The sequence below is a fragment of the Pseudomonas sp. 5.2 genome (assembly GCF_059025405.1).
Map to the genome: position 1 here is coordinate 25032 of NZ_JBYBHH010000013.1, position 26179 is coordinate 51210.

Here is a 26179-nt window from a genome sequence, read left to right on the forward strand (position 1 = left end):
GGATGCCCATCAAGAACACGTGGAAAACAACAATATGACCGTGCTCGCCCGAGCGGCTTCGCTCACCAATTACCTGGAAGTTTCCCGCCACCTGGGCCTCAACGGCCACGGCCTGCTGGCCCAGGCTGGCCTCAGTGCGTCCTTGCTCGAAGCGCCTGACCAGCGCATCCCGGTGGCTGCCGCCATCAGCGTACTTGAAGAATCGGCGCGGCTGTGCGGCTGCGAAGCCTTCGGCCTGCGCATGGCCGAACTGCGCCAGTTGTCGGATTTTGGTGAGGTCAGCCTGCTGATCAGCCACCAGCATTCGCTGCGCGATGCGCTGCAGGTGATCGTGCAGTACCGCCATGTGCTCAACAATGCGCTGGCGATCCACATCGAAGAAACCGGCAAGACGGTGATCATCCGCCAGGAGGTCATCACCGAGCAGCCGATACACAGCCGCCAGGCCATCGAGCTGGCCATCGGTGTGATGCACCGCTTCTGCTCAGCGCTGCTGGGCGCCCACTGGCACCCGATCAGCGTCAACTTCACCCATGCCGCCCCTGCCGACGTGGCCATCCACCGGCGCATTTTTGGCTGCAAGCTGGAGTTCAACAGCGACTTCAACGGCATCGTCTGCTCGGCCTCCGACCTGGACACGGCCAACCCGCAGGCCAACGAAGCCATGGCGCGGCTCGCCCAGCGCTACGTGTGTACGCTGCAGGATGACGGCAACCCCTCTCTGGTGCACGAGGTGCGCAAGTCGATCTTTTTGCTGATGCCCATGGGCCGCGCCACCATCGAACACATCGCCCAGACCCAAGGCATGAACGTGCGCACCTTGCAGCGCCGGCTGGAAGAAGAAGGCGCCACCTTCAGCGAGCTGGTCAATGGCGTGCGCCGCGACCTGGTGCTGCGCTACCTGGAAAGCCCCGGCTATTCGCTGGGGCGTATCGCCGACATGCTCGGCTATTCCATGCACAGTTCGTTCACCCGCTGGTTCATCAGCCAGTTCGGCCAGCCACCGGCCACCTGGCGTACTCAGCATGACCTGCCCACGCCACTCAAACGCGCCCGCAGCGCGGCCCAGGGGCCCGTCACCACGCGCTGAGCGCGTGGTGTTACAAGCCGAAGCGCAACAGCACCAGCACCAGCGCCACCAAAAACACCGTCTCGCCGACCATCAGCAAAATCGGCTTGATGCCCACGGCGGCCAGCTCCTTGAGCTGGGTCTTCATGCCCAGGGCACTGATCGACACCACCAGGCACCAGCGCGACAGCTCGTTGACCCCACCCTGCACGGCCAACGGCACCCAACCGGTGCTGTTGATGCAGGCCAGCGCCAGAAACCCCACCGCGAACCAGGGCAGCAATGGCGGGCGCTTGCCTGCGGTGTCGGTACCCTGGCGGCGCGAGATCATGGCCGCGACAACAATCACCGGCACCAGCATGGCGACGCGCATCAGCTTGACCACCGTGGCGGTGTCGCCGGTTTCGGGCGACATGCTGTAGCCCGCCCCCACTACCTGGGCGACATCATGGATCGTCGCGCCAAGAAAGACCCCGGCAGCCTGTGGCGACAGGCCGAGCGCGTTGGCGATCATTGGGTAGAGGATCATCGCCAAGGTCGACAACGCCGACACACCGATCACAGTGAACAGCGTCGCCCGCTCTTTTTGCGGGTGGCTGGGCAGCGCAGCGGCCAGCGCCAACGCCGCCGAGGCGCCGCAGATCGCCGTGGCGCCACCGGTGAGCATGCCGAACAGGCGCTGGAACCCCAGGGCCTTGGCCGCCACCATCGACACGCCGATGGTCACCACCACCAGAATCACCACCAGTGCGACAGCCTTCCAGCCCAGGCCTGCCATCTGCTCCAGGGTGATGCGCATGCCCAGCAATGCCACGCCCAGGCGCAATACCGTGCGTGCGGTGAATTCGATGCCGGCTTTGCATTTGCCATCGCTGGCCAGAAAATTCAGCGCCAGGCCTATCAGCAGGGCAAACAGCATGACTGGCGCGCCATAATGCTCCGCCAGAAAGCTCGCCGCCCCAGCGGCAATCAGGCTGACGCTAAGCCCCGGCGCCAACTCCCGCGCGCGGTGGTTGACCTGGGCAAGCGCAAGGGTGCTCATGACACCTCCTCCTGGCCGGCGATGACGATAAAGACCTGGTCGCCCTCCACCTCCACCGGGTAGCTGGCCACTTTGAGTGCCTTGGAGTTGAGTAGGTAGCCGCTGGCAAGGTCAAAGCGCAGGCCATGGGCGCGGCACTGGATCACGGCGCCGTCCAGTTGCCCGGCGCACAACGATGAACCCTGGTGCGGGCAGCTGTCGTCGATGGCCAGCAAACGCCCGTCGACATTGAACAGCGCCAGGCTTTTGCCCCCGTGTTCGAACAGCACACGCTCGCCGACGCCGGGCACGCGCTGGGCCGGTACCTCGATACGCCCGTTCACGCCTGCACCCCCGCCGAACGCGACAGCGCCAGGTGCATGGCGTCGAGCAGTTGTTCTGCCGGTTGGGCACCGAACACGCGCAGGTGGTCGTCGAAGACGAAACACGGCACGCCCCTGCTGGCGATGTCGGCGTTGGCACTGATGAACGGCCGGCCATCAGCGCTCAGGCTCCCGGCCAGCGCGGCAGGCGTAAAGCCGCACTGTTCGGCGATGCGCAACAGGGTGTCGCGATCGCCCAAGTCTTCGCCCTCGCGGAAATACGCGGCAAACAGCCGCTCCAGTAGCGCCTCGACCTGTTGCTCGCTGCCCAGTTCGACCGCATGCAGCAGCAGGCGATGGGCGTCGGCAGTATTGGGCATGCGCGCGATCCGGCTGAAGTCGATCAGCTCGCCCACGGCACGCGCAGCGTCCTGCACTTGCCCTTGGCGTTGCCGCACCGCCTCGTCGCTGCCCAGGCGGCGGCGGTAGAATTCGGCGAACGGCTGGCCGGTGGCGGGCAGGTCGGGCAACAGCTGCACGCCTTGCCAGGCCAGGTTGACCTCGACCTCGGGCCGGGCTTCGCGCAACTGAGCCAGCGCGGTTTGCAGTTGCCGCTTGCCGATCAGGCACCACGGGCAGATGAAATCGAAATACACGTCAATCGACAGCGAATGCTTCACGTACGGGCCTCCAGTACAGGCTCGACAGGCGCTTGCGGGCTATTGCCACAGGCCAGGCGCGCCATGTCAGGGTGGTAGTGGCGCTTGGCGTAGAAGAACACCCCCGCGGCGGCGATGCTGATCAACGGCACCAGTTGAAAGGCGGCTTGCAGGCCGATCAGGTCGGATACCTTGCCGGTGATCAACGGGCCTGTGGCCAGGCCGAGCAGGTTGTTGCTCAGGGTCAGGGTGGCGAATGCCGTGCCATGCACCGTGTAGTGGGTCAGGTTGGCGACCATGGCACTGGACGGGCCATTGGTGCCTGCGGCAATCATCATGCCCAGGCAGATCAGGACCAGTTGCGGCAGGCCCGCCGGCATGGCGAAGGCCACTGATAGCAGCACACAGCTGCCCAGGCAGTAGGCGATGGCCAGGCTGATCTTGCGATCAGGGCGATCGCGCCCCATGCGGTCGCACAACATGCCGCACAGCACGATGCCGACGCCGCTGCACAGCACGATGATTGCTGCCACGGCGCCGGCCCGGTCGGTGCTCATGGCGTAGTAGCGGTTCAGGTAGCTGGGGATCCAGACGATCACCGTGCCGCCGACGAACAGCTGCAAGCCGCTGCCGACATAGGCACTGATCACCGAGCGGCTTGAATAGAGGGTGCGCAGCGGGCGCAATGCCTTCAAGGCGGCCTTGTCGGTGGCGCTTGCCTGATTTTTCGGGGCAATGCGCGCCTCGCGCACGATCAGCGGGTAGAGCAGCGCCAGGGCCAGGCCGAAAAACGCCATGCCGGCGAACGCCCAGCGCCAACCCAGGTGCTGGGCCATCACCCCGCCCAAGGCCATGCCCAGCACCGAGCCGAACATGCCACCGGCCATGAACGACCCGGCCAAGGTGGCACGCATCTCACGCGGGAACACCGCTACCACCACGGCAATACCGACGCTGCCATAGGCAGCTTCGCCGACACCGACCAGAAAGCGCGCGATGAACATCTGCTGGTAGTTTTCGGCAACTGCGCAGCCCAGCGTGGCCAGGCTCCACATCACCGCCATGAAGGTCAGGCTCTTGATGCGGCCGATGCGGTCGGCGAGCAATGACAGCGGAAAGGTCAGCAGCCCGACCATCAGGGCAACGATGCCGCTGAGCAGGCCGAGCTGGCTGTCGCTGAGCTGCCATTCCTGCTTCAACAGGGGGAACACGGCGTTGAGCACCTGCCGCGACATGTAGTCGGAGATCAACAGGCCGAAGGTCAGGGCAAAGACGATCCAGGCATAGCGCCGGGGGATGCCCAGTGATGTATCCGTGCCTGGGTCCGTCGCACCGGTGTGATAGGTGGCCATGCTGCCTCCTCGGGTATCTGGCTTGGGTTGTTTTTGTTGTTATGAACAAATGCCAAAATCTGTGCTGCGGGTGCTGGCCTCATCGCCTCGCGTCAGACGCGCGCGCCTTGTAGGAGCAGCCTTGCGCTGCGAAGAGGCCGGTGAAAGAACCGCGAATCTTCGCAGTAATCACGGGCCTCTTCGCAGCACAAGGCTGCTCCTACAGGCTGCGAAGAGGCAGAACCGCGAATCTTCGCAGTAATCACGGGCCTCTTCGCAGCACAAGGCTGCTCCTACAAGGGAGTGAGGCCAGTGCCTTAGGCGCGCTGTGGCACGCCCTTCTGGCCTGGCCGGCGGTTCGGCGCCATGCCGTTGGCCAGCAAGGTTTCCTCGACGGATGCGTACTGCTCGCCGATCCGGTAGATCACCCGGGCTTCCTTGCCATTGGCCACTTCACGCCCCAGTTCATGCGCCACGCGCACGGTCTGCTGGATCTGCTGCACCGAGGTGAACGGCTTGCCGTGCTGGTCGATGATGGTGTCTTCGATACCACAGCGCGGGTGCAAGCCCATGGCCAGGGCCATGGTGTTGAACGGCAGCACGTTCTTGAGCAGCGACTCTGCGGTCAGGGTGCAGCCATCCGGCGCACGGTGCACAAAATTGAAGAAGTTGAACGGGTTCGGGCCATCGAAACCGCCACCAATGCCGATCCAGGTCAGGTTCAGCGGGCCTTTGTAAACGCCCTTGCGCACCAGGCGCTCGAGGGTTTCCAGGGCATGCATGCCGGTCAGCTGGAAATGCGGCTGGATATTGCTGGCCTGCAGCCGACGCAGGTGCTCCTCGACCCAGGCCGGCCCGGCGGGCACGGTCATTTCACTATAGGCGGCCTGGATCCCAGGGTTGGCCAGCGATGTACCTTCCAGATATTCGGGGTACAGCAGCTCCATGATGTTCATCTGGGTGGTGTTGATCGCCACCGTCACCTGGTCAGGCTTTGGGGTCAGCTCGGCCAGCATGTGGCGGGTGTCGTCGCTCAGCCACTTGGCCGCTTCACCCTCGCCTTCCGGCGCGAACGAAATCGAGCCGCCGACCTGGATGATCATGTCCGGCACCGCTTCACGCACCCCGGCGATCAGCTCGTTGAACTTGGACAGGCGCTTGGAGCCGGTGCCATCGAGTTCACGCACATGCAGGTGCAGTACAGTGGCGCCGGCTTCGTAGCAATCGACTGCCTTTTGCACCTGCTCGTCCATGGTCACCGGAATGTCCTGGGGGAAATCGTCGGGCATCCACTCGGGGCCATAGGGGGCCACGGTGATGACTACCTTTTCCATGTTTTCCGGGTGCAGCGAGTCGTCGAAGAATTGCATGTCTGATCCTCAGTCTTGTTCTTGTCTGTTCAGAAAGTGCTGTCGCCCATGATCCCGGCTCGCTCCATCTTGCGGTGGCAGGCCGGGTAGTCCATGACGGCGTAGTGCTGGGTGCTGCGGTTGTCCCAGATGGCGATGCTGTTGGGTGACCAGCGCCAGCGCACCTGGTACTCGGGGATGTACACCTGGCTCACCAGGTAGCGCAGCAGGTCGGCGGCGCCGGGGTTGGCGTCCTGGCCGAAGCGCACGCGCTCGGGGGTGTGGTAGTTGGTGAAGTGGGTGGCGAAGGCATTGACAAACAGCACCTTCTCGCCGGTTTCCGGGTGGGTGCGCACTACCGGGTGCTCGGCATCGGGGTAGCGGGCCTTGAGCGCCAGGCGCTTGTCGGTCGGCATGGCGGCGCCGAAGCTGGCCTCGATGCTGTGGCGGGCGCGCAAGCCCTCGATGCGGGCCTTGATCTCGGCCGGCAGGTTGTCGTAGGCCAGCACCATGTTCGCCCACATGGTGTCGCCGCCCACCGGCGGGCATTCCACGCAGCGCAGTACGCAGCCCATTGGCGGGGCTTCGCGCCAGGTGGCGTCGGTGTGCCAGGCGTTTTCGTAACGGTCGGCCGGCTGGTCGGGGCGTTTGTAGATTTGCACCAGGCCCGGGTGCTCCGGGTCGCTGCCAGCGACGGGGTGATCCTCCAGCTCACCGAAGCGACGGGCGAACGCCACGTGCTCGGCGCGGCTGATGGCCTGGTCGCGCAAGAACAGCACCCGGTGCTTGAGCAGCTGGGCGCGAATCTCAGCGAACAGGCCGTCATCGTGAATGGCATCGGCCAGCCTGACGCCGACCAGTTCGGCACCGATGGCGCAGGTCAGTTGTTCGACTTGCATGGCAGTGCCCTCAAATGACGAAGATCGACGAGCCGGTGGTCTTGCGCGACTCCAGGTCACGGTGCGCCTGCACCGCATCCTGCAAGGCGTAGTGCTGGTTGATCTCGATGCGGATGCGGCCGCTGCTGACATGGTCGAACAGCTCGGTGGCCAGGCGGGTCTTCTCTGCCGGGTCGGCGATGTAGTCGGCCAAGGCCGGCCGGGTCATGAACAACGAGCCTTTGATCGCCAGCAACTGCGGGTCGAACGGTTCGATCTTGCCGGACGCGGTGCCCACGCACACCATCAGGCCACGGCGCTTGAGCGAGTCCAGCGAGCCCATGAAGGTGTTGCGCCCGACACTGTCGAACACCACGTTGACGCCTACGCCATCGGTCAGCTCGCGCACGCGCTGGGCGACGTCTTCGTGGCTGTAGTTGATGGTGTGGTCGCAGCCATGGGCGCGGGCGACTGCCGCCTTGGCGTCGGTGGAGACGGTGCCGATCACGGTCAGGCCGAGCAGCTTGGCCCACTGCGAAACGATCAGGCCGACGCCACCCGCCGCCGCGTGCAGCAGGATGCTGTCCCCAGGCTTGAAGTCGTACAGGCGGCGCATCAGGTACGAGGCCGTCAGGCCGCGCATGGTCATGGCGGCCGCCGTCTCGAAGGAAATGGTTTCCGGCAGTTTGATCAACGGCGCGGCGGGGATCAGGCGCTCGGTGCTGTAGGCGCCGAGGGTGTTGAGGAAGCCGGTGTAGGTCACTCGGTCGCCGACCACCACATGGCTGACGCCCTCACCTACTGCCTGCACCACACCCGACGCTTCCACGCCCATGCCGTTGGCCAGCGGGATCGGGTAGGTGCCATTGCGAAAATAAGTGTCGGCGTAGTTCAGGCCAACCGCCACATGGCGCAAGCGCACCTGCCCAGGGCCGGGCTCGCCGACGTCGACGTCTTCGTAACGCAGGACCTCAGGCCCTCCGGTTTCGTAGAAACGTACCGCTTTGGCCATGCCAATCTCCCTTCTTGTCATTGTTGTTGAGCACACAAAGTGCGTCTTGAGGGGCAATTTAGGCCGTTGTGCCAAGCGCCGCTTATCATCGGACGACAACGGTTTTACAGTTGATGACAGCGCGCCTGGCGCAGGGGCTCAGAACGCCGAAAGGCCGCCGTCGACGGCGATGGCTACCTGGTCCTGATAGCTGTCGTGCTTCATTTGGCGGCCCCCGTGGCCGCGCGGGCGAGGATCTTTTTCGCCAGGCTCATCCGGTGCACTTCGTTGGGGCCGTCATAGATGCGGAAGCTGCGGGCATCGCGGAAGATCCGCTCGACGATCGACTCGCCGGTAACGCCCTGCCCGCCCAGCACCTGCACACTGCGGTCGATCACCCGCCAGATCGCCTCCGAGCTAAGCACCTTGGCCATGCTCGACTCGACGTTACCCCGCTCGCCCTGGTCCAACACCCAGGCGCAATGCCAGATCGCCAGGCGCGTGGCATGCAGGTCTATCTCGTTGTCGGCGAGCATGAAGCCCACCCCTTGGTGCTCGCCCAGCGGCTTGCCGAACGAGACCCGGCGGTTGGCGTAGGCACAGGCCTCGTCATGGGCGCGGCGGGCCTGGCCCAGCCAGCGCATGCAGTGGGTCAGGCGCGCTGGCGCCAGGCGCACCTGGGCGTAACGGAAGCCTTTGCCCACTTCGCCGAGCACATCGCTGGCCGGAACCCGCAGGTTTTCGAAACGCAACACCGCATGGCCGCCGGCAAAGCAGCTGTCCAGCGAGTCCATCATGCGCTCCAAGATGAAGCCCGGGCGGTCGGTGTCGGTCAGGAACATCGTCGCGCTGCCGTCTTCCATGCGCGCCATGATGATCGCCAGCTGCGCGCCTTCGGCCCCGGTGATGAACCATTTCTGGCCATTGATGATGTAGTCGTCACCGTCACGCACGGCCAAGGTGGTCAGCATCGAGGGGTCGGAGCCGGCGCCCGGGCTGGGCTCGGTCATGGCGAAGCACGAGCGGATATGGCCCTGCACCAGTGGCCGCAGCCAGCGGTCTTTTTGCGCCGGCGTGGCCACCTGCTCCAACAGGTGGATGTTGCCCTCGTCCGGGGCGTGGATGTTCAGGGCCAACGGGCCGAGTGGCGAATAGCCCGCTTCCTCGAAAATGATCGCCTTCTCGACATGGCTCAAGCCCAGGCCACCCATTTCACGCGCGGCATGCGGGGTCAGCAGGCCGTGCTCGCGGGCCCGATCGAGCAGCGCCTGGCGCAGTTCGGGCGAGGGGCCGTGGGCGGTCTGGCGGCGGTCGTGCTCCAGGGGGATGACGCTTTCGGCAATGAACTGCCGGGTCTTGGCTTGCAGGGCGAGCAGCTCGGCTGAAAGGGCGAAATGCATGGTGGGGTTCCTTGTAGAGGGAAAGGCTCAGGCGTGCAGGCGGCGCGGGTCGATGGCGGCATGCAGGTGCTCCATCACGGTTTTGTCGATCGAGGCCTTGCCGGGGTCGTACGGGGTGTAGTTGAGGGTGCGGATGAACGCGTGCTGTGCTTGCGTGCCGGCGATGTCGATATCGACGATGTTCAGGCAAGCAGGGTCTTGTTCGAAGGCGGCCAGCCCGCCCAGCCCCGCGCCGCTGGCCCAGGCCAGGAGGATGCGGTTGACGGCGTCGTGGCTGACCAGCAGCAACGATGTCCAGCCGGGCTCGGCCAGCAATTGCTGGAAGCTGTCCAGCACCCGTTGCTGGAACGCCACCCAAGGTTCGCCGCGCAAAAAGGCGGCGCCGGGGCGGTCGGCCAGGTGATAGGCCTGGGCCACTTCGCGGTGCAGGCAGCCTGGGGGTATTTCCCGCAGGCGGCCGGCCCGCACCTCGCGCAAGGCGGCGCGCTGCTCCACCGCCAAGGTGCGCGGGCCCAGCAGTTGGTCGAGGGTCTGGCGGGTGCGCGGGTAGTCCGAACACACCGCCCGGTCGAACCGGGTGTGCGCCAGCACCTGGCCCAACGCCTGGGCCTGGGCCACGCCTTGCGCGGACAGCGGTACATGGCGCGGGTCGAGGGGCCGGCCATCGGCGTCGAAGTAATCGACATGGCCATGCCGAACCAGGTAGCAGCGGCGACGCTGGGCGGGCTGGTCAGTCATGGGCCAGCACCTTCGGGTTGCTGATGCTCAACTGCGCCCGGTTGATCGCCCGCAGCGCCGCCAGTAAACGTGTTGGGTCCTGATCGTAGGCGCCTTGGCGAATGCGCCGCGCCAGCAACGCACGGGCCTGTTCAAGCCCCGTCGCTGCCTGGCAGTGCTGCGTCAGCAAGGCTGCCAGGGCCTGGCGCTCGACCTCGGCACAGTCCGCCGCCTGCGCCAGTTCGCGGCTGGCGATCAACATGGCGCTGGCAACCATCCGACCTTGATATTGCAACACTTTCGGCAACGCCGGCAGTAAATGGGTGAGCAGGGTGTCGCGCGCCGTCACAAGCAGGTCGCGGGCATCGGGCTGGTTCATGCGTGGCCTCCACAGGTGAGCAAGAGGATTTCCTGTTCGAGTTCGCTGACCATCCGCCCGGTCAGCGCCAGCTCCAGCGAGCGTTGCTGGCCAGACACATGGCGTTCGGCCTGCTGCAGGGCGATTACCGCCCAGCGCAGGTGGGCCATGACCTGCCAGAAGCGCAGCGCCTGGCTGTCCAGTTCCAGCGCCGACACGCTGCGGTATCCGGCGAGCAAGTCCTGCAGATGGCCGATGCCGCCCGCCTCCAGGTCCGGCCGGCCGAAGCGCCAGCAGCGCGCAGTGAACCAGCCCAGGTCTTCACGCGGGTCACCCCAGCCAGCGAACTCCCAATCCAGTACGCCGGTCAGTGCACCGGCCTCGACCATGTAGTTGCCGGTGCGGTAGTCGCGGTGCAGCAGGCACGTGGGCAAGGGCGCAGGCTTGTTCAGCTCACACCAGCGCAAGCCCCACTCCAGCACCGGGTGGCTGCCTGGCAAGGCATCCAGAAACTGGCGGTACTGGTCGACGCTGGCTTGCACCGTGTCGGGTGCAGCGGCGGGCAGAAACGCCAGCGCCTGCTGCGGCGGGCGTACCTGATGCAGGCGCGCCAGGTTGGCGCCCAACTGCCGGCACAGTGCCGGGTTGCCCTGGGGCGCGTCTTGTGCGGACGTCAGGCGGTGGCCACTGGCAGTGCCGGCCAGCGCCTGCATGATGAAAAAGTCGCGGCCGATGACCTGCGGGTCCTGGCACAGCCAAAGGGGCTTGGGTACGTTGACACCGGCTTGGTGGACCACGTCGAGCACCGCGAACTCCTGCTCGCGGGTCATGCTGGCGGCTACTGCGGAAGCGGCGTCGGTGCGCAGTACCCAACGCTGTGGTTGGCCTGCGACTTCGGCCTCGAGCAGCCAGTTTTCCTGGATGGCACCGCCTGACAATCGCTCGCTGCGGGTGAGGGTTACGGGGTGGCTGTCGAGTTGGTTTTGTAGGTAGGTAGAGAGCTGTGAATGGGCGTCTGGGATGTCGATGCGTGCGCTGGGGGGGAGCGCGGGATGGGTGATGGGCATGGTGGGTCCAATTGGCTGGTCGTTCGTGGACTAGCCGATTGCAAGATGATTGCCAGGTCGTTTTTTGGTTTTATTATTTGTTATTAATCAATGGGTTATTTCGATTTTTTGGCTTGATTTCATGGCGGATTTGACCGGGGCGGTTCAAATTTGAACGGGTTGTTCAGGGCTGATGTGTTCGCCACAACATTTGCAGCGCCTGGGAGATCGAGCGCCGCCCGCGCGGCGCTTCGCAGCACAAGGCTGCTCCCACATCTGTTTCGGGCCAGTGAGGCCTGTGAGATTTGCGCGCGACCGCCTTAGGAATAATTGGCCCGAGAAAAATGTAGGAGCAGCCTTGTGCTGCGAAGCGCCGCGCGGGCGGCGCTCGATCTCCCAGGCGCCAAAAATGTTGTGACAAACACCCACCACCCCCTACGATACCTGGCTGACCCGACGGAGCACTGCTCGCCATGCACCTTCCCGCGCTCAAACCCAACCAGCTGCGCCCACCCGCCGAACCACCCAGGGCCTTACAGCGCACCCGGTTGCTCGACCACCTGGCCAGCGCGCTGGACGACGGCGCTGTCATCCTCCTGCAAGCGCCCTTGGGCTACGGCAAAAGCACCCTGCTCGCCCAGTTCGCCCGCCGCCTCACCAGCCCCTTTGCATGGCTGCGCCTGACCCGCGCCGAAAACCAGCCCCTGGCCCTGCTGCTGCACCTGCACGCCGCCCTTCAGTTGCCGGCGTCACACCGCGAGTCCCCCCAGGCCGAACAGCTGTGGAGCCACATCCTCGCCGACCTCGAAGCCCGCCAGGCCCCGGTGACGTTACTGCTCGACGACCTGCACCTGCTCAACGCCGCCCAGGCCTGGCAGTACCTCGACACCCTACTGCACGACCCGCCGCCAGCACTGCGCCTGCTCGCCGCCAGCGAAGGCCCGCCGGCGTTACCCCTGGCCCACCTGCGCCGCGACGGCCGGCTGGCCGTGCTAAGCGCGCGTGAACTGGCCCTGGACAGCGAAGAGACCGGCCAGCTGGCACTGGCCCGTGACGTCCGCCTGGGCAGCGACGCGCTGTACCAACTGCGCGCCGGCAGCGAGGGCTGGCCCAGCGGCGTGCTGTTCTGGTTCGAGGCCTACCGCGAAGCGCTGCAGAGCACCGGCCAGCCGCCCGGCGACCTGCGCCCGATCACGCGTCAGGCCTACGCCCATGCCCGGCAGTTTCTGGAAGAAGAACGCCTGCAGCGCTTGCCCACCGCCTTGCGCGGCTTTCTTGAACACACCGCCGTGGCCCAGGTGTTCGATGCGGGGCTGGCGGGTGAATTGGCCACCGATACCGATGTGACGGCGGCGCTGCGCCAATTGCAGCGGCTGGACCTGATCATCGAAATGCCCCAGGCCAGCCACGCCGAATACCGCTACCACCCTGCCCTGCGCAACAGCCTTTACCAACGCCTCGAACAACGCGACCCGCAGCGCCTGCGGCAACTGCACCGCCAAGCCGCGAACTGGCTGCTGGCGCAGCGCCGCTTCACCGAGGCGATCTACCAGTTCGGCCGGGCCAGGGACCTGGACGCCGTGCTCGGCATCGTCGACCGGCATGGCTTCGAGCTGTTGCGCGAAGGTAAGGTCAACACCCTGGTCGATGTGCTCGACGAGGTGGCCGGCCATGCCGGCAACGACAGCTTCACCCTGGCCGTGACCGAAGCCTCCACGGTGATGGTCACCAACGACATCGCCCAGGCCTGCCAGTGCCTGCACCAGCTGTATGCCCTGCAGCGCCGCCACGCTGTGCCGCGCCACCCCGAGCGGGTGCAGCAGACGGTGATGTTCCTGCGTAGCCGCCTGGCCTACCTGGGCGGCAACTTGGCGCACGGCTTGGCCTTGGCTGCGCGTGCATTGCAGCAATTTGGGCAGCATAACGCCGCGCGCTCGGTGCTGTATTTCGACCGGGCCAACTGCCTGGCGGCCTTGGGTGAACTGCAACCGGCCCACGCCGAAGCCAGCCGCGCCCTGGTCGAACTGCAAGGCTTCGGGCTGAGCGGCTATACCAACTTGCTGCAACTGCTGCTGGGCCAGATCGAACTGGCCCAAGGCGCCAGCGAAGCGGCCTGGGAACGCCTGCAAGGCATGGCCGAGCAGCCCGCTGCCGGCAGTTCGGGGCGTTTCTATGAGCTGTTCCGCCACTTGGGCAAAGGCCTGGCCCTGCTGCAAGCCAACCAGCTGAGCCAGGCGCGCCACGCCCTGGCCCAGGCAGAAGTACTGGCGCTGGGCTTCCCGCACAGCGCCGCGCTGCCCTGGGTGTTCCACCACCAGGCCTGCCTGCACTGGGCGCTGGGCGAGACCGCCCAGGCCAAGGCGCGCTGGCAAGAAGTGCGCCGGCTGGCCTTGCAGTTCCGCCTGTTCACCCTGTACCGCCAGGCCGGGGCCTGGCTGGCGCGCCTGGCGCTGCGTGACAACGACACCGACTACCTGCCCGGCTGGCTTGACCAGTGGCACTGGTGCAGCCGCCAGTATGACCAGCAGTTGCTGCCTGAAGAGTGGCTGGCCTATGCCTGGGTGCAGCGCCACCTGGGGCAGCGCGACAAGGCGCGGCAGATCCAGGCGACACTGCACACCCAGGCCGAAGCGAACACCAACCGCCGCCTCTTGCTCGACACCCTGTTGCTCGACGCAGCCCTGCACCAGGACCGGGGCGCCCACGACCAGGCCCTGCACAGCCTCGAACAGGCCTTGCAACTGGCGTGTGAATACGGCTTCGGGCAACTGTTGCAATACGAAGGCGAAGCGTGCCTTGAACCCTTGCGCACATTGCTGCTGCCACAGGTTCGCGAGCGCCTGGCCCTGGCGGCCCCGCCACCGTCACGCGAGCGCCTCAATGCCCTGTTCCGCCCCCTGCTGGCAGGGCGAGACAGCACCGACAGCGCGTTGATCGTGCCGCTGTCGCGTCGTGAACTGGAGGTGCTGCAACGCATGGCACGCGGGCAGAGCAACGGGCAGATTGCCGAGGCGATGTTCATCAGCCTGAGCACGGTCAAGACCCACATCAACAACCTGTTCCGCAAACTCGACGTGGCCGACCGCGACAGCGCCTTGTGCTCAGCGCGCGAATTGCAATTGCTGAACTGATCTCCACCCGCACGCCACGCCGATTCCACCCCCCATTCCACCGGGGGGGTGGACGCGCCGCGCGGGGCCTGCCTGCTACAACATGCCGAATCCACCCAGCCAGGAGTCCGGCATGCCCAGCTACACCGCCCCGTTGCGCGATATCACCTTCGTTGCCCAGGAGCTGCTCGACCTGAGCGGCCACTATCAACAACTGTCTGGCTGCGAAGCCCCCGACGCGGACACCTTCGCCGCCATCGTCGAGGAAGGCGCCAAGTTCGCCGAGCAGGAACTGGCACCGCTCAACGCCGTGGGCGACCAGCACGGGTGCCAATGGCAGGATGGCAAGGTCAGTACCCCGCCGGGCTTCGCCGAGGCCTTCAAGCGCTTCGCCGCCAACGGCTGGCTGGGCCTGGACAAAGACCCAGCCTACGGCGGCCAGGGTTTGCCGCCCTCGCTGGGCTTCGTCAACCACGAGATGATCTGCAGCGCCAACCACGCCTGGGGCATGTACGGCAACCTCACCGGCGGCGCCATCAGCACCCTCAGCGAGCATGCCGACGAGGCCCTGCGCCAGCGTTTTCTGCCGCCAATGATCGCCGGCCGCTGGAGCGGCACCATGTGCCTGACCGAGGCCCATTGCGGCTCGGACCTCGGCCTGCTGCGTACCAGCGCCCGGCCCCAGGCCGACGGCAGCTACCGCATCAACGGCAGCAAGATCTTCATCTCGGCCGGTGAGCACGACCTGACGGAAAACATCGTGCACCTGGTACTCGCACGCATCGAAGGCGCACCGGCCGGGGTCAAGGGCATTTCGCTGTTTGCCGTGCCAAAGGTCCAGGTCGATGCCGAAGGCAGCCTGGGCGCCCCCAACGGCGTCAGCTGCGGGTCTATCGAACACAAGATGGGCATCCACGGCAACGCCACCTGCGTGCTCAACTTCGACGGCGCCACAGGCTACCTGCTGGGCGAAGCCAACCGTGGCCTGAACGCCATGTTCACCTACATCAACGAATCGCGCCTGGCAGTTTCACAGCAGGCTCAGGCCCACGCCGAAGCCTCGTTCCAGGGCGCCTTGGCCTATGCCCGCGACCGCGTGCAGATGCGTGCCACACCGCGCCTGCGCGCCGACCAGCCCGCCGACCCGATCATCGGCCATGCCGATGTCCGGCGCATGCTGCTGACCCAAAAGGCCTATGCCGAAGGCGGTCGCATGCTCGCCTACACCTGCGCCAAGGGCGTCGACCTGCTGCACCACGGCGCCACCCCAGGTGTGCGCCAGGCCGCCGCACGCCGGCTGGCCTTGCTCACGCCAATTGCCAAGGGCTTTTTGACCGAAACCGGCAACGAAGCTGCGCAGTTGGGCATCCAGGTCTTCGGCGGCCACGGTTTCATCCGCGAATGGGGCATGGAGCAGATCGCCCGCGATGTACGCATCACCGCGATTTACGAAGGCACCAACACCATCCAGGGTATCGACCTGCTGACCCGCAAAGTGCTGGCCGATGGCGGTGAGGCCCTGGACGAACTGCTCGGCGAAATCGAAGTATTCATTCAAAAAACCTCGGCCTCGGCCGACCTCGCCCAGGCCTTGCAACAGCGCGTCAGCGCCTGGCGCGACGTCAGCGAATGGCTGCGCGACGCCAGCAGCACCGACGCCAACCTGATCGGCGCCAGCGCCTTCGACTACCTGATGCTCTGCGGCTACACCCTGATCGGCTACCTGTGGCTGCGCGCCGCCTGCGTCGCTGAACAGGCACTGGCGGCCGGCAGCGACGACGTCGCGTTCTACCAAGGCAAGCGCGAAACCGCGCGTTTCTACCTGCAGCGCCTGCTGCCGCGGGCCAGCCTGCACGAGACGCTGATCCGCACGGGCAGTGACAACCTGATGAACATCAGCGACGCCGCCTTCGCCCGCTGACCCTGCCTGGCAGGCTCCGCTGCCGAGTCCCCCAGGGCAGCGGGTTTTTCGGCGGTGGCCAACGCTCCGGGCCGCCGCCTCGTTTTTTTCAGGACACCAACAGGAAGGTTCCCATGCCGCTGATCGACTATCGCCGCGATAACCAACTGGCCTTGATCGGCCTGTGCCACGCCCCCGTCAATGCCCTGGGCCACGACCTGCGCCAGGCACTGCTACAGGCCTGCACCCAGGCCGCCAGCGACCCTGAGGTAAAGGCAGTCATCCTGCATGGGCGCTCACTGCCGTTCAGTGCCGGCGCCGACATCAGCGAGTTCGGCAGCCCACGCACCTGGCAGGCACCCGCCCTGCCCGAATTGCTAGAAACGCTGACCTCCCTTGCCAAGCCACTGATCGCCGCCATCGATGGCGTGACGCTGGGCGGCGGGCTGGAACTGGCCCTGGCCTGCAGCCATCGCGTTGCCAGCGCCGCTGCCCGCCTGGGCCTGCCGGAAGTACGCCTGGGCCTGCTGCCCGGTGCCGGCGGTACCCAGCGCCTGCCACGGCTGATCGGCGTGGCGCCCGCGCTCGAGCTGATGCTCGGCGGCGAACCGATCGATGCCCGCCAAGGCCTGGCACTGGGGCTGGTAGACCGCCTGGTCGAACCCGGCCAGGACCTGCTCGACCAAGCCTGCGCCTTTGCCCACGAGCAGCTCGCCCACCCCGCCCCGCCAAGGGTTACACCCGCGCTCCCAGCCGAGGGCCTGTTCGCCACGCACGAGGCCCAGCTGGCTGCCCGCAAACCTGGCCAACGGGCGCCACTGCGGGTACTGGCGGCCGTGCGCGCGGCCTGCGAACTGCCGTTGGCCGAAGGCCTGGCCCGCGAACAGGCGCTGTTCCGCGAAGCGCTGCAAGACCCCCAGGCCACTGCACTGCGTCATCTGTTTTTTGCTGAGCGCGAGGCGCTGCGCATTCCCGGTATCGACGCGGCCACCGCGCTGCGCCACATCGCCCAGGTTGCCGTGATCGGCGCCGGCACCATGGGCGCCGGCATCGCCATGAACTTCATCAACGCCGGCCTCCCCGTGCGCTTGCTGGAGCTCAAGCCCGAGGCCCTGGACCGCGGCTTGGCGCAGATCCGCAAACACTACGAAAGCGCCATCAAGCGCGGCAAGCTCACCGCCGAGCAACTCGAACAGCGCATGAGCCTGCTGCAAGGCACCCTCGACTACGCCGACCTGGCTGACGCTGACCTGGTGATCGAAGCGGTGTTCGAAGACCTGTCGATCAAACAGTCGGTGTTCCGCACCCTCGACCGGGTGTGCAAGCCCGGCGCGATCCTGGCCAGCAACACCTCGACCCTGGATGTCGACCGCATCGCCGCCTGCACCCGCCGCCCGCAGGACGTGGTCGGCCTGCACTTCTTCAGCCCGGCCCATGTCATGCGCCTGCTCGAAGTGGTGCGCGGCCGCGCCACGGCGCCAGACGTGCTGGCCACCACGCTGAAAATCGCCAAGCGCATCGGCAAACTGCCGGTGGTGTCTGGCGTGTGCTTCGGCTTCATCGGCAACCGCATGCTCGAACCTTATGCCCGCGAGGCCCACCGCCTGGTCCTCGAAGGCGCCTCGCCGGCCCAGGTGGACAAGGTGCTGACCGACCTCGGCCTGGCCATGGGCGTCTTCGCCATGTACGACCTGGCCGGCATCGACGTCGGTTACCTGGTGCGCCAGGCGCGGCGCAGCGAGATCGCCCACGACCCGAGCTACTTCCGCCTGGCCGACGAACTCTACACGCTGGGCCGCCACGGGCAGAAAAGCGGGCGCGGCTTCTACCGCTACGAGGGCCGCGAACGCATCGAAGACCCCGAGGTGGTGCAGCTCGCGGCGCAACTGGCCGCCAAGCTGGGCATCACCCGGCGCACCATCAGCGACGCGGAAATCCACGACCGCTGCCTGTTCATGCTGATCAACGAAGGCCTGCAATTGCTCGACGAAGGCATCGCCCTGCGCAGTGGTGACATCGACCTGGTGTGGGTCAACGGCTACGGCTTCCCGGGTTGGCGTGGTGGGCCGCTGCATTACGCCCGCGACATCGGCCTGGATACCGTGCTGGCTGGCATCGAGCAACTGCGCGATCGCCTGGGTGCCTACGGCCACCTGTGGTTGCAGCCAGCCCCCTTGCTGCGGCGCCTGGCGAGCAGCACCGGCAAGTTGCGCGCGCAACACCGTTGAGCTGCCCTCTTCTGGCCATCAAGGAACCCCGTTCATGAAAGACGCCGTCATTCTCTCTACCGCCCGCACCCCGATCGGCAAGGCCTTTCGCGGTACCCTCAACAACCTGCGCTCGCCCAGCCTGGCCGCCCATGCCATCCAGGCGGCCGTTGCACGGGCCGGCATCGCTGCCGACGAAATCGAAGACCTGGTGATGGGCACCGCCATGCCCGCTGGCACCGCCGGCTGGAACCTGGGCCGCATGAGCGCGCTGGCGGCCGGGCTGCCCGTGTCGGTCAGCGGCCAGACCCTCGACCGCCAGTGCGCCTCAGGGCTGATGGCGATCGCCACCGCCGCCAAGCAGATCATCGTCGATGGCATGCACGTCACCGTTGGCGCCGGCCACGAAAACATCAGCGCGGTACAAGTGCGCAACCTCGAATGGGCGCTGGGCGAGCAGGACGACGCGGTTATCCAGCAGGTGCCGCACGCCTACATGCCGATGCTGCACACCGCCGAGCACGTCGCCCGGCGCTACGGCATCAGCCGTGACGCGCAAGATGCCTATGCGCTGCAATCGCAGCTGCGCACTGCCGCCGCCCAGCAGGCTGGGTTGTTCGAGGCCGAGATCGTGCCGGTGACTGCGCAGCAAAGGGTCAAGGACAAGCACACCGGCGAGATCAGCTACCGCCAGGTAACCCTGGCGCAGGACGAGGGCAACCGCCCGCAGACCCGCCTGGACGACCTGGCGCGCTTGCAGCCGGTGCTCGACGGTGGCTGCATCACCGCCGGCAACGCCAGCCAGCTGTCCGACGGCGCCAGCGCCTGCGTGCTGATGGACGCGCGCCTGGCCGAGCAGCGCAACCTCAGGCCGCTGGGCCTGTACCGGGGCATCGCCGTGGCCGGCCTGGCGCCGGAAGAGATGGGCATCGGCCCGGTGTACGCGGTGCCGCGCCTGCTCAGGCAGCATGGGCTGAACGTCGACGATATCGGCCTGTGGGAGCTGAACGAAGCCTTCGCCTGCCAGGTGTTGTATTGCCGCGACACCTTGGGCATCGACCCTGAGCGCCTGAACGTCAACGGTGGCGCCATCGCCATTGGCCACCCCTATGGCATGAGCGGCGCGCGGATGGTCGGGCATGCGCTGCTCGAAGGTAAACGGCGCCGGGTGCGGTATGTGGTGGTGACCATGTGCGTGGGCGGTGGCATGGGGGCGGCGGGCCTGTTTGAAGTGCTGTGAACACAACCGGACCGCAAGGGCTCCCACACCGCCCCTGCCCACTCACTAAAAGATGAGGATCGCTCCATGCTAGCAACCCCTTTTTCCCTGGCCGGCAAGACCGTTTTGGTAACCGGCGCCTCCAGCGGCCTGGGTGCCCACTTCGCACGCTTGGCCCAGGCCGCTGGCGCCCGTGTGGTGCTGGCGGCGCGGCGGGTCGAGCGCTTGCAGGCGCTGGTCGAGCAACTTGAAAACCAAGGCGGCGAAGCGTTGGCCGTGGCGCTCGACGTCACTCAACGCGACAGTGTCGAACAGGCCTTCGACCAGGCCGAGGCCCGCTTCGGTGTGGTCGATGTGGTCATCAACAACGCCGGCATCGGCGACCCTGGGCGCTTTCTCGAACTGAGCGGGCAGGACTGGCAGCGCATGCTCTCGACCAACCTCGATGGCGTGTTCCATGTCGCCCAATGCGCTGGCCAGCGCCTGGTCAAGGCCGGCCGCGCCGGGAGCATCGTCAACATCGCCTCGATCCTGGGCCTGCGCGTAGGGGCCGGGCTGAGCCACTACTGCACGGCCAAGGCCGGTGTGGTGCAGTTGACCAAGGCCATGGCGCTGGAGCTGGCCCGCTACCGGATCCGCGTCAATGCCATCGCCCCCGGTTACTTCAAGACCGAGATGAACGAGGCCTACTTCGACAGCGAGGCCGGCCAGGGTTACATCAAAGACCACGTGCCGATGCGCCGCCTGGGCCAATTGAGCGAGCTCGACGGCCCCTTGCTGTTGCTGGCCAGTGACGCCGGTGCGTTCATGACCGGCAGCGTCCTCGCCGTGGATGGCGGGCACTTGGTCAACCCGTTGTAACAAGGAGCCTGCATGCCCACCGCCGCTTACCGGCCCCGCGTGGTCGCGCTGGTCACCCACTTGCGCTGCCCTGGAGCACCCAGCCCCATGGCCCGGCTGATCGAGCAGGTCAGCGCCGACTACCGGCAGCAGGCCCATGTCGAGGTGATTGAAACCACCCTCGGCAAGCTGCTGCCGCTGGCGCGCGAGCTGGAGAGGCGCCAGCAGGCCGACGTCATCCTGTGTTCCGGGGCCGCCGCCGACTACTTGCGCCAGCACTTGTCGACCTCGGTGCAGGCCCTGCACCTGGGCGAGCACGACCTGATCCGCGCCCTCGCCCTGGCCCACACGCGCACCCGGCGCGTCGGCGTGCTCAGCTTTGGCCAGCCCCACCCCGGGCTGGCGGCGATGCAAGCGTTGCTCAACCTCAAGGTCCACGAGCACACCTACACCCGCCTGGAACAGGCCCGGGCGCAGGTCGCGCAGCTGGTCGCAGACGGTGTCCAGGTCATCATCGGGTCACCGACGGTGTGCCAGCTGGCCGACGCGGCCGGTGCTCAGGGGGTGCTGGCCCTCGACAGCGACAGCCTGCGCCATGCGTTCGACAACCTGCGCGTACAGCCCCGGCGCAGCCGCAAGCCGCCTGCCGCGCAGCCGTTCATGACGCGCTATCGTTTCGATCAGTTGCTGGGTGATGCCCCGGCGTTCCGCGCGACCGTGCAGCTGGCGCAGCGCTACGCCGCGACCGACGCGACGGTACTGATCACCGGTGAAAGCGGCACGGGCAAGGAGTTGCTCGCACAAAGCCTGCACCACGCCAGCGCCCGCCAGCAGGGGCCGTTCGTGGCGATCAACTGCGCGGCCCTGCCGGAGTCGCTGCTCGAGAGCGAGCTGTTTGGCTTTGAAGACGGCGCGTTCACCGGCTCGCGCAAGGGGGGCAAACCCGGCCTGATCGAGCTGGCGCACGGTGGCACATTGTTCCTCGACGAAGTCGGCGACATGCCCGCGCCGCTGCAAACCCGTTTACTGCGTGTGTTGCAGGAGCGCGAGGTGCTGCGCCTGGGTGGCTGCGCGCCGACACCGGTGGACATCCGCGTGATTGCCGCCACCCATTGCGACTTGCCAGCACGCATCGCCAACCGGCAGTTTCGCGCCGACCTGTTCTACCGCCTGAACATCCTGCGCCTTGCCGTGCCGCCCCTGCGCGATCGGCTCCAAGACATCCTGCCCCTGTTCGAGGCGCTGCTCGCACGGCACGGTGCAACACCGCTCGCCACACCGCAATTGCAACCCCTGCTGCCCCTGCTGCTGCGCCACCGCTGGCCAGGGAACATCCGCGAGCTCGACAACATCGCCGAGCGCGCCGCGCTGTGTGCCCAGGCCTTGGTGGGCGCCGATGGCATCGGCCTGGCCACGCTCTTCCCGGAATTTTTCGAGCATGTGCAGGCCCCCGCCCAGCCGCTGCCCGCTAGCGACAACCTGCGCAGCCTGGGCAAGGCCGCCGAGGCGGCGCACGCCCGGCGCATGCTGGACAGCTGCGACGGCAACATGGACCAGGCTGCGCGTTGCCTGGGTGTCAGCCGCAGCACCCTGTGGCGGCGTTTGCGCGCATCCTGCGGATGACTTATCGCGAGGCGCCCGATACCCTTGGCCTCTGGTGGCCTGACGGTTTCGGGCCCAATCCTTTTTGCGCAGACGAGCATGTCATGAAAACCGCCGCAGGTTTGCTGCTGTCGGCCATCGAGCTGGACCGTGCCAGTGCCATCCCCTTGTACCGCCAGCTGTACCTGCAGATTCGCAAGCAGATACTCAATGGCAGGATCCAAGGTGGCGTGCGCCTGCCCTCGACCCGCACCTTGAGCAACGAGTTGGGGTTGTCGCGGATCACCATTCTCAATGCGTTCGATCAGCTGATTGCCGAAGGCTTCCTGGCCTCGCGCACCGGCGCCGGCACCTATGTCGGCACGGAATGGGAAAGCCGCGGCAGCGAGCCCGAGCAGCCCCAGCCGCCGCCGCGCCTGTCCGACCTGAGCCAGTCGATGCTGTCGCTGCGCAGCGATCATTTTCGCGGCGTCTCGTACACCGACTGGGACCCGGCCACCCCGACCTCGTTCCTGCCCAGCCACAGCACCTACGAAGCCTTCCCCCAGGCGATATGGCGGCGGCTGATGAACCAGCACCTGCTGAAGCCCACCAAGGCGATGCTGGGCTACGGTGAGCTGCAAGGTTTGCAGGCCTTGCGCAGCGCCATTGCCGAGTATGTGTTCGATGCCCGTGGCATCGACTGCGATGCCGGGCAGGTGGTGATCGTGTCTGGCGCGCAGCAAGCGTTCAACTTGCTGGGCATGTTGCTGCTCAACCCCCAGGACAGTGTATGGATGGAAGACCCGGGGCACATCGCCGCGCGCATTGCCTTGCAGGCGCAAGGGGCGCGGGTGACCGCGTTGCGTGTCGATGAACACGGGATCGACGTGGAGCAAGGCCTGCGCGAATGCCCTGAGGCCCGGTTGGTGTTCTGCACCCCCTCGCGCCAGCACCCATTAGGCGTCACCTTGAGTTACGCGCGGCGCCAGGCCTTGATCGACTGGGCCGCGCAACAACAAAGCTGGATCATCGAAGACGATTGCGACAGCGAGTTCCGCTACAGTGGCCGTCTGCTGCCCGCCCTGTATGCCCTGGACCAGATGGCCCGGGTGATCTATGTCGGCACCTTCAGCAAAGTGCTGTTTCCGTCACTCCGGCTGGGCTACGTGATCCTGCCGCCGGCGCTGGTCGAACCCTTCTGCACCCTGCGTGCGGTCATGGACCGCAGCCCGCCCACGCTGCTGCAGGCCACCACCGCTGACTTCATGGCGCAAGGCCATTTCATTGGCCACATCCGCCGCATGCGCGCGTTGTACAAGGCACGCCAGCAGGCCTTGATCGCACAGCTCGAACAGCACATGGGCGGCTTCTTCACCCTCACCCCGGCCGATGCGGGCATGCACCTGATCGCCTGGCTGCCCCCTGAGCTCAACGATGCCGACATCGCCCGGCAACTGGCTGAGCACGGCATCCACACCTACCCCTTGAGCGACTACAGCATCCAGCATGCGCAACCGCCTGCGCTGCTGATCGGCTTTGCCGGCACGCCGGAAAACCAGGCCGCAGCACGCGTCCAGGCACTGGCCCAGGCCTTGCGCACACTGGGGTACCTGCCCGCAAACACCTGAGGCCAGGCAAGTGGTCCTATCGATTGGCGGATAATGGATCTATCGAACGTTCCTCACTGGCGCGATAAAGGTTGCGCCGGTAGACCCCGGCGTCTGAACCAGGAACGACGCTAATGAACAATAAGATCCAGGAACGTTTCAACGCCTTGCTGAGCCACAACGTGGTGGAACAGGCGCCAGCCCCCGTGCTGACGCAGGCACTGGCCCAGCGCTTGCTCGAACGCCTCGGGCAACTGCGCCTGTTTGCCCACGCCTACCCGCTGCTGACCAACCTCACCCACGGCCGGGTCACCCCCGCCGACCTGCTCGACTTCGCCTATCGCCATGAGTTGCAAGGCCTGAGCCTGCACGTGCTCGACGGCGAGCAGAACAGCCTGAGCCAGATGACACCCGCCCAGCTTCAGGCATTTGCCGACAAGGCCAAGGCGCTGGGGCTGGACGTGCATGTGGAAATCAGCAGCACGCTGAAAAAAGACGTTGACCAGGTAATCGCCATCGCCAAGGCCCTGGGGGTGCGCAACATCCGCGTCTACTCGCGTTACGAGGGCCCACTATCGCGGGTCATGGACATCATCGAGAGCGACCTGCACTACCTGGCGCAGCAGGCCGACGCCCACGACCTGTACTTTGACTTCGAGCAACACGAAGAGCTCAAGAGCGACGAGATCGCCCAGTTGCTCAAGCGCCTCGACCACCCTCGCCTGCATGCCCTGTTCGACTTTGGCAACATGATCAATGCCTGCGAACAGCCCCTGCAGGCCCTGCGCAACCTGGCGCCGCACATCCGCCAAAGCCACCTCAAGGGTGTGCGCATCGTGGCCGAACACAACGGCTTCGGCCATTACGGCGTGCTGCAAGGCAGCGCCGATGACGACCTGCCCAGTGCCCGCATGCTGTTCGAGCTACTGATGCTGGGCGACACCGCCCCGCAGGTGATCGCCTTCATCCTCGAGCAGGAAAACCACTACGTGGCCCCGGCCTTCCGCCAACAGCAAGAAGCGGCCGACCCCTTCATCGCGTATCGGGAAATGAGCGACACCCCCCTGCCGGCCGGCTTCACCCTGGAACGCATGCTGGCTGACGAACACCGTTGGGCGAACAACCAGGTGGCCTACGTGCGCGGCCTGTTGAACGAGTTTCGCACCCTGGCCGAGCTGACCTTGGCCAACGCTTGAACCTGGCGACCCGACTACCTGCGGAGAACAACAATGACAGCCCAGAACAAAGCCAAATGGCTCCGATTCCTGATCCTCGTCCTTGGCGGCGGTACCGTCTACAAGCTGGCGAACCTCAAGGATGCCTTCTACGTCCCCATGCAGGAATTCATGGGCCTGAGCCACACTGAAATCGGCCTGCTACTTAGCGCCAACGCGATCATCGCCACCGCACTGTTCGTGGTCGGCGGCATGCTCGCCGACCGCTTCGAGACGCGCAGGCTGATCCCCCTAGGCCTGATCGGCACCGGCTGCCTGGGTGTGTACCTGGCCACCTTCCCGCCGTTCAGCAGCTTGCTGATCGTGTTCAGCCTGCTGGCCGTGTGTGCCGACTGCCTGTTCTGGCCATCGCTGCTCAAGGCCATCCGCAACCTGGGTAACGACCAGGAACAAGGGCGCCTGTTCGGCCTGCTCGAAGGCGGGCGCGGCGTGGTCGATACGCTGGTCGCGTTTGCCGCACTGGGGGTGTTCGTGGCCATGGGCTCGGGCGAAAGCGGCTTGAAGTCAGCGATCCTGTTCTACTCGGTCATCGACCTGCTGGCCGGCACCCTCACCTGGTTCCTGCTCAAGGGCGACAGCGCGCCGTCGCTGGCCAAGCCGAAAAATGGCCTGGCCAACCTGATGGAGGCGATCAAGGTGCCGGGTATCTGGCTGGTCAGCCTGAATGTGTTCATGGTCTACATCGTTTATTGCGGCCTGACCTACTTCATTCCCTACCTCAAGGAGATGTACGGCTTGCCCGTGGCGCTGGTGGGTGCCTATGGGATCATCAACCAGTACTTCCTGAAGATTCTGGGCGGGCCTGCCGGTGGGTTCATTGCCGACAAGCAGTTCAAGAGCACCAGCCGCTACCTGAAGTGGGCCTTTCTGGCACTGTTGCCGCTGATGGCGGTGATCATGCTGATTCCGAAAAGCCCGACCTTCATCTATGCCGGCATGGCCGCCACCCTGTCCTTTGCGCTGATCGTGTTCTCCATGCGCGGCGTGTTCTGGGCGCCGATGGGCGAAGTCGGTATTCCCCAGCACATCACCGGTTCCGCCTTCGGTATCGGCTGCCTGATCGGTTACGCGCCGGGCATGTTTGCCTACGTCATCTACGGTGCGATCCTCGACCACTTCCCCGGCCAGCAGGGGTACAACTGGGTCTTCACCTTGATGAGTATCCTGGCCGTTGCAGGGTTCATGGTGTCCAGCCTGCTGTACCGGGCCGTTAGAAAGAATGCCCTGGCTGCAGGCGGGATGAATGCGGCGCAAGCGTGAAGCATGAACACCTCGGCCAGCTTCGACGGTGGAGGCTGGCCTAGGGTTCCTTAGGGTTAAGGTTTGCATGTCGGT

General features: G+C 65.9%; 21 protein-coding genes. 10 read left to right on the forward strand and 11 right to left on the reverse strand.

The window, feature by feature from the left end; all coding sequences use genetic code 11:
- Window positions 1-34 precede the first annotated feature (34 nt).
- Complete coding sequence (locus tag AC5PZ0_RS19390; protein WP_493855527.1) at window positions 35-1090, forward strand: AraC family transcriptional regulator; 1056 nt, start codon at window positions 35-37, stop codon at window positions 1088-1090.
- A gap of 10 nt (window positions 1091-1100) precedes the next feature.
- Here AC5PZ0_RS19390 and AC5PZ0_RS19395 read toward each other — a convergent pair whose 3' ends face one another.
- From AC5PZ0_RS19395 to AC5PZ0_RS19445, 11 genes are all read right to left on the reverse strand, one after another.
- Window positions 1101-2111, reverse strand: coding sequence for a YeiH family protein (locus tag AC5PZ0_RS19395; RefSeq protein WP_493855528.1), 1011 nt, complete (start codon window positions 2109-2111; stop codon window positions 1101-1103).
- Complete coding sequence (locus AC5PZ0_RS19400) at window positions 2108-2434, reverse strand: Rieske (2Fe-2S) protein (protein WP_493855529.1); 327 nt, start codon at window positions 2432-2434, stop codon at window positions 2108-2110. Before AC5PZ0_RS19400 ends, AC5PZ0_RS19395 begins: the two co-directional genes overlap by 4 nt.
- Window positions 2431-3093 (reverse strand): DsbA family oxidoreductase, encoded by a 663-nt coding sequence (locus tag AC5PZ0_RS19405; protein WP_493855530.1) that lies wholly within the window; start codon window positions 3091-3093, stop codon window positions 2431-2433. The genes AC5PZ0_RS19400 and AC5PZ0_RS19405 overlap by 4 nt, the downstream gene beginning before the upstream one ends.
- On the reverse strand, window positions 3090-4424 hold the full coding sequence (locus AC5PZ0_RS19410) for an MFS transporter (protein ID WP_493855531.1): 1335 nt from the start codon (window positions 4422-4424) through the stop codon (window positions 3090-3092). Before AC5PZ0_RS19410 ends, AC5PZ0_RS19405 begins: the two co-directional genes overlap by 4 nt.
- A gap of 296 nt (window positions 4425-4720) precedes the next feature.
- Window positions 4721-5773 carry a beta-keto acid cleavage family enzyme gene (locus AC5PZ0_RS19415; RefSeq protein WP_493855532.1) on the reverse strand — a complete coding sequence of 351 codons (1053 nt, stop codon included), beginning with the start codon at window positions 5771-5773 and terminating at the stop codon, window positions 4721-4723.
- Between the two features lie 29 nt (window positions 5774-5802).
- Window positions 5803-6651, reverse strand: coding sequence for a TauD/TfdA dioxygenase family protein (locus AC5PZ0_RS19420; RefSeq protein ID WP_238211540.1), 849 nt, complete (start codon window positions 6649-6651; stop codon window positions 5803-5805).
- Window positions 6652-6661: 10 nt separating this feature from the next.
- The gene (locus AC5PZ0_RS19425) at window positions 6662-7642 is read right to left on the reverse strand and encodes a quinone oxidoreductase family protein (protein WP_027596388.1); all 981 of its coding nucleotides are present in this window, start codon (window positions 7640-7642) and stop codon (window positions 6662-6664) included.
- A 200-nt stretch (window positions 7643-7842) separates the two neighbouring features.
- Window positions 7843-9021 carry an acyl-CoA dehydrogenase family protein gene (locus AC5PZ0_RS19430; protein WP_493855533.1) on the reverse strand — a complete coding sequence of 393 codons (1179 nt, stop codon included), beginning with the start codon at window positions 9019-9021 and terminating at the stop codon, window positions 7843-7845.
- Window positions 9022-9048: 27 nt separating this feature from the next.
- Window positions 9049-9759, reverse strand: a complete 711-nt coding sequence (locus AC5PZ0_RS19435; protein WP_493855534.1) for a histidine phosphatase family protein — start codon at window positions 9757-9759, stop codon at window positions 9049-9051.
- Entirely contained in the window at window positions 9752-10117 is a 366-nt protein-coding gene (locus AC5PZ0_RS19440; protein WP_493855535.1) for a DUF6285 domain-containing protein, read from the reverse strand. Before AC5PZ0_RS19440 ends, AC5PZ0_RS19435 begins: the two co-directional genes overlap by 8 nt.
- The gene (locus tag AC5PZ0_RS19445) at window positions 10114-11163 is read right to left on the reverse strand and encodes a phosphotransferase family protein (RefSeq protein ID WP_493855536.1); all 1050 of its coding nucleotides are present in this window, start codon (window positions 11161-11163) and stop codon (window positions 10114-10116) included. Before AC5PZ0_RS19445 ends, AC5PZ0_RS19440 begins: the two co-directional genes overlap by 4 nt.
- Before the next feature lie 452 nt (window positions 11164-11615).
- On the opposite strand from AC5PZ0_RS19445, the gene AC5PZ0_RS19450 reads away from it, so the two are divergent.
- The 9 genes from AC5PZ0_RS19450 (at window position 11616) to AC5PZ0_RS19490 (ending at window position 26104) form a co-directional block, all read left to right on the forward strand.
- A complete protein-coding gene (locus AC5PZ0_RS19450) occupies window positions 11616-14273 on the forward strand; it encodes a LuxR C-terminal-related transcriptional regulator (protein WP_493855537.1) in 2658 nt (885 codons plus the stop codon).
- A 112-nt stretch (window positions 14274-14385) separates the two neighbouring features.
- The gene (locus tag AC5PZ0_RS19455; RefSeq protein ID WP_493855538.1) at window positions 14386-16173 is read left to right on the forward strand and encodes an acyl-CoA dehydrogenase C-terminal domain-containing protein; all 1788 of its coding nucleotides are present in this window, start codon (window positions 14386-14388) and stop codon (window positions 16171-16173) included.
- A 113-nt stretch (window positions 16174-16286) separates the two neighbouring features.
- Window positions 16287-18380, forward strand: a complete 2094-nt coding sequence (locus AC5PZ0_RS19460) for a 3-hydroxyacyl-CoA dehydrogenase NAD-binding domain-containing protein (RefSeq protein WP_493855539.1) — start codon at window positions 16287-16289, stop codon at window positions 18378-18380.
- A gap of 34 nt (window positions 18381-18414) precedes the next feature.
- Window positions 18415-19599 carry an acetyl-CoA C-acyltransferase gene (locus AC5PZ0_RS19465; RefSeq protein WP_099429643.1) on the forward strand — a complete coding sequence of 395 codons (1185 nt, stop codon included), beginning with the start codon at window positions 18415-18417 and terminating at the stop codon, window positions 19597-19599.
- A gap of 66 nt (window positions 19600-19665) precedes the next feature.
- On the forward strand, window positions 19666-20439 hold the full coding sequence (locus AC5PZ0_RS19470) for an SDR family NAD(P)-dependent oxidoreductase (RefSeq protein WP_493855540.1): 774 nt from the start codon (window positions 19666-19668) through the stop codon (window positions 20437-20439).
- Window positions 20440-20451: 12 nt separating this feature from the next.
- Entirely contained in the window at window positions 20452-22041 is a 1590-nt protein-coding gene (locus AC5PZ0_RS19475) for a sigma 54-interacting transcriptional regulator (RefSeq protein ID WP_493855541.1), read from the forward strand.
- A gap of 83 nt (window positions 22042-22124) precedes the next feature.
- Window positions 22125-23630: a MocR-like pyridoxine biosynthesis transcription factor PdxR gene (gene pdxR / locus AC5PZ0_RS19480; RefSeq protein ID WP_493855542.1), complete on the forward strand. Its 1506-nt coding sequence runs from the start codon at window positions 22125-22127 to the stop codon at window positions 23628-23630.
- Window positions 23631-23743: 113 nt separating this feature from the next.
- Window positions 23744-24805: a sugar phosphate isomerase/epimerase family protein gene (locus tag AC5PZ0_RS19485; protein WP_274887887.1), complete on the forward strand. Its 1062-nt coding sequence runs from the start codon at window positions 23744-23746 to the stop codon at window positions 24803-24805.
- Between the two features lie 33 nt (window positions 24806-24838).
- On the forward strand, window positions 24839-26104 hold the full coding sequence (locus AC5PZ0_RS19490; RefSeq protein ID WP_099429648.1) for an MFS transporter: 1266 nt from the start codon (window positions 24839-24841) through the stop codon (window positions 26102-26104).
- The last annotated feature ends 75 nt before the right edge of the window (window positions 26105-26179 follow it).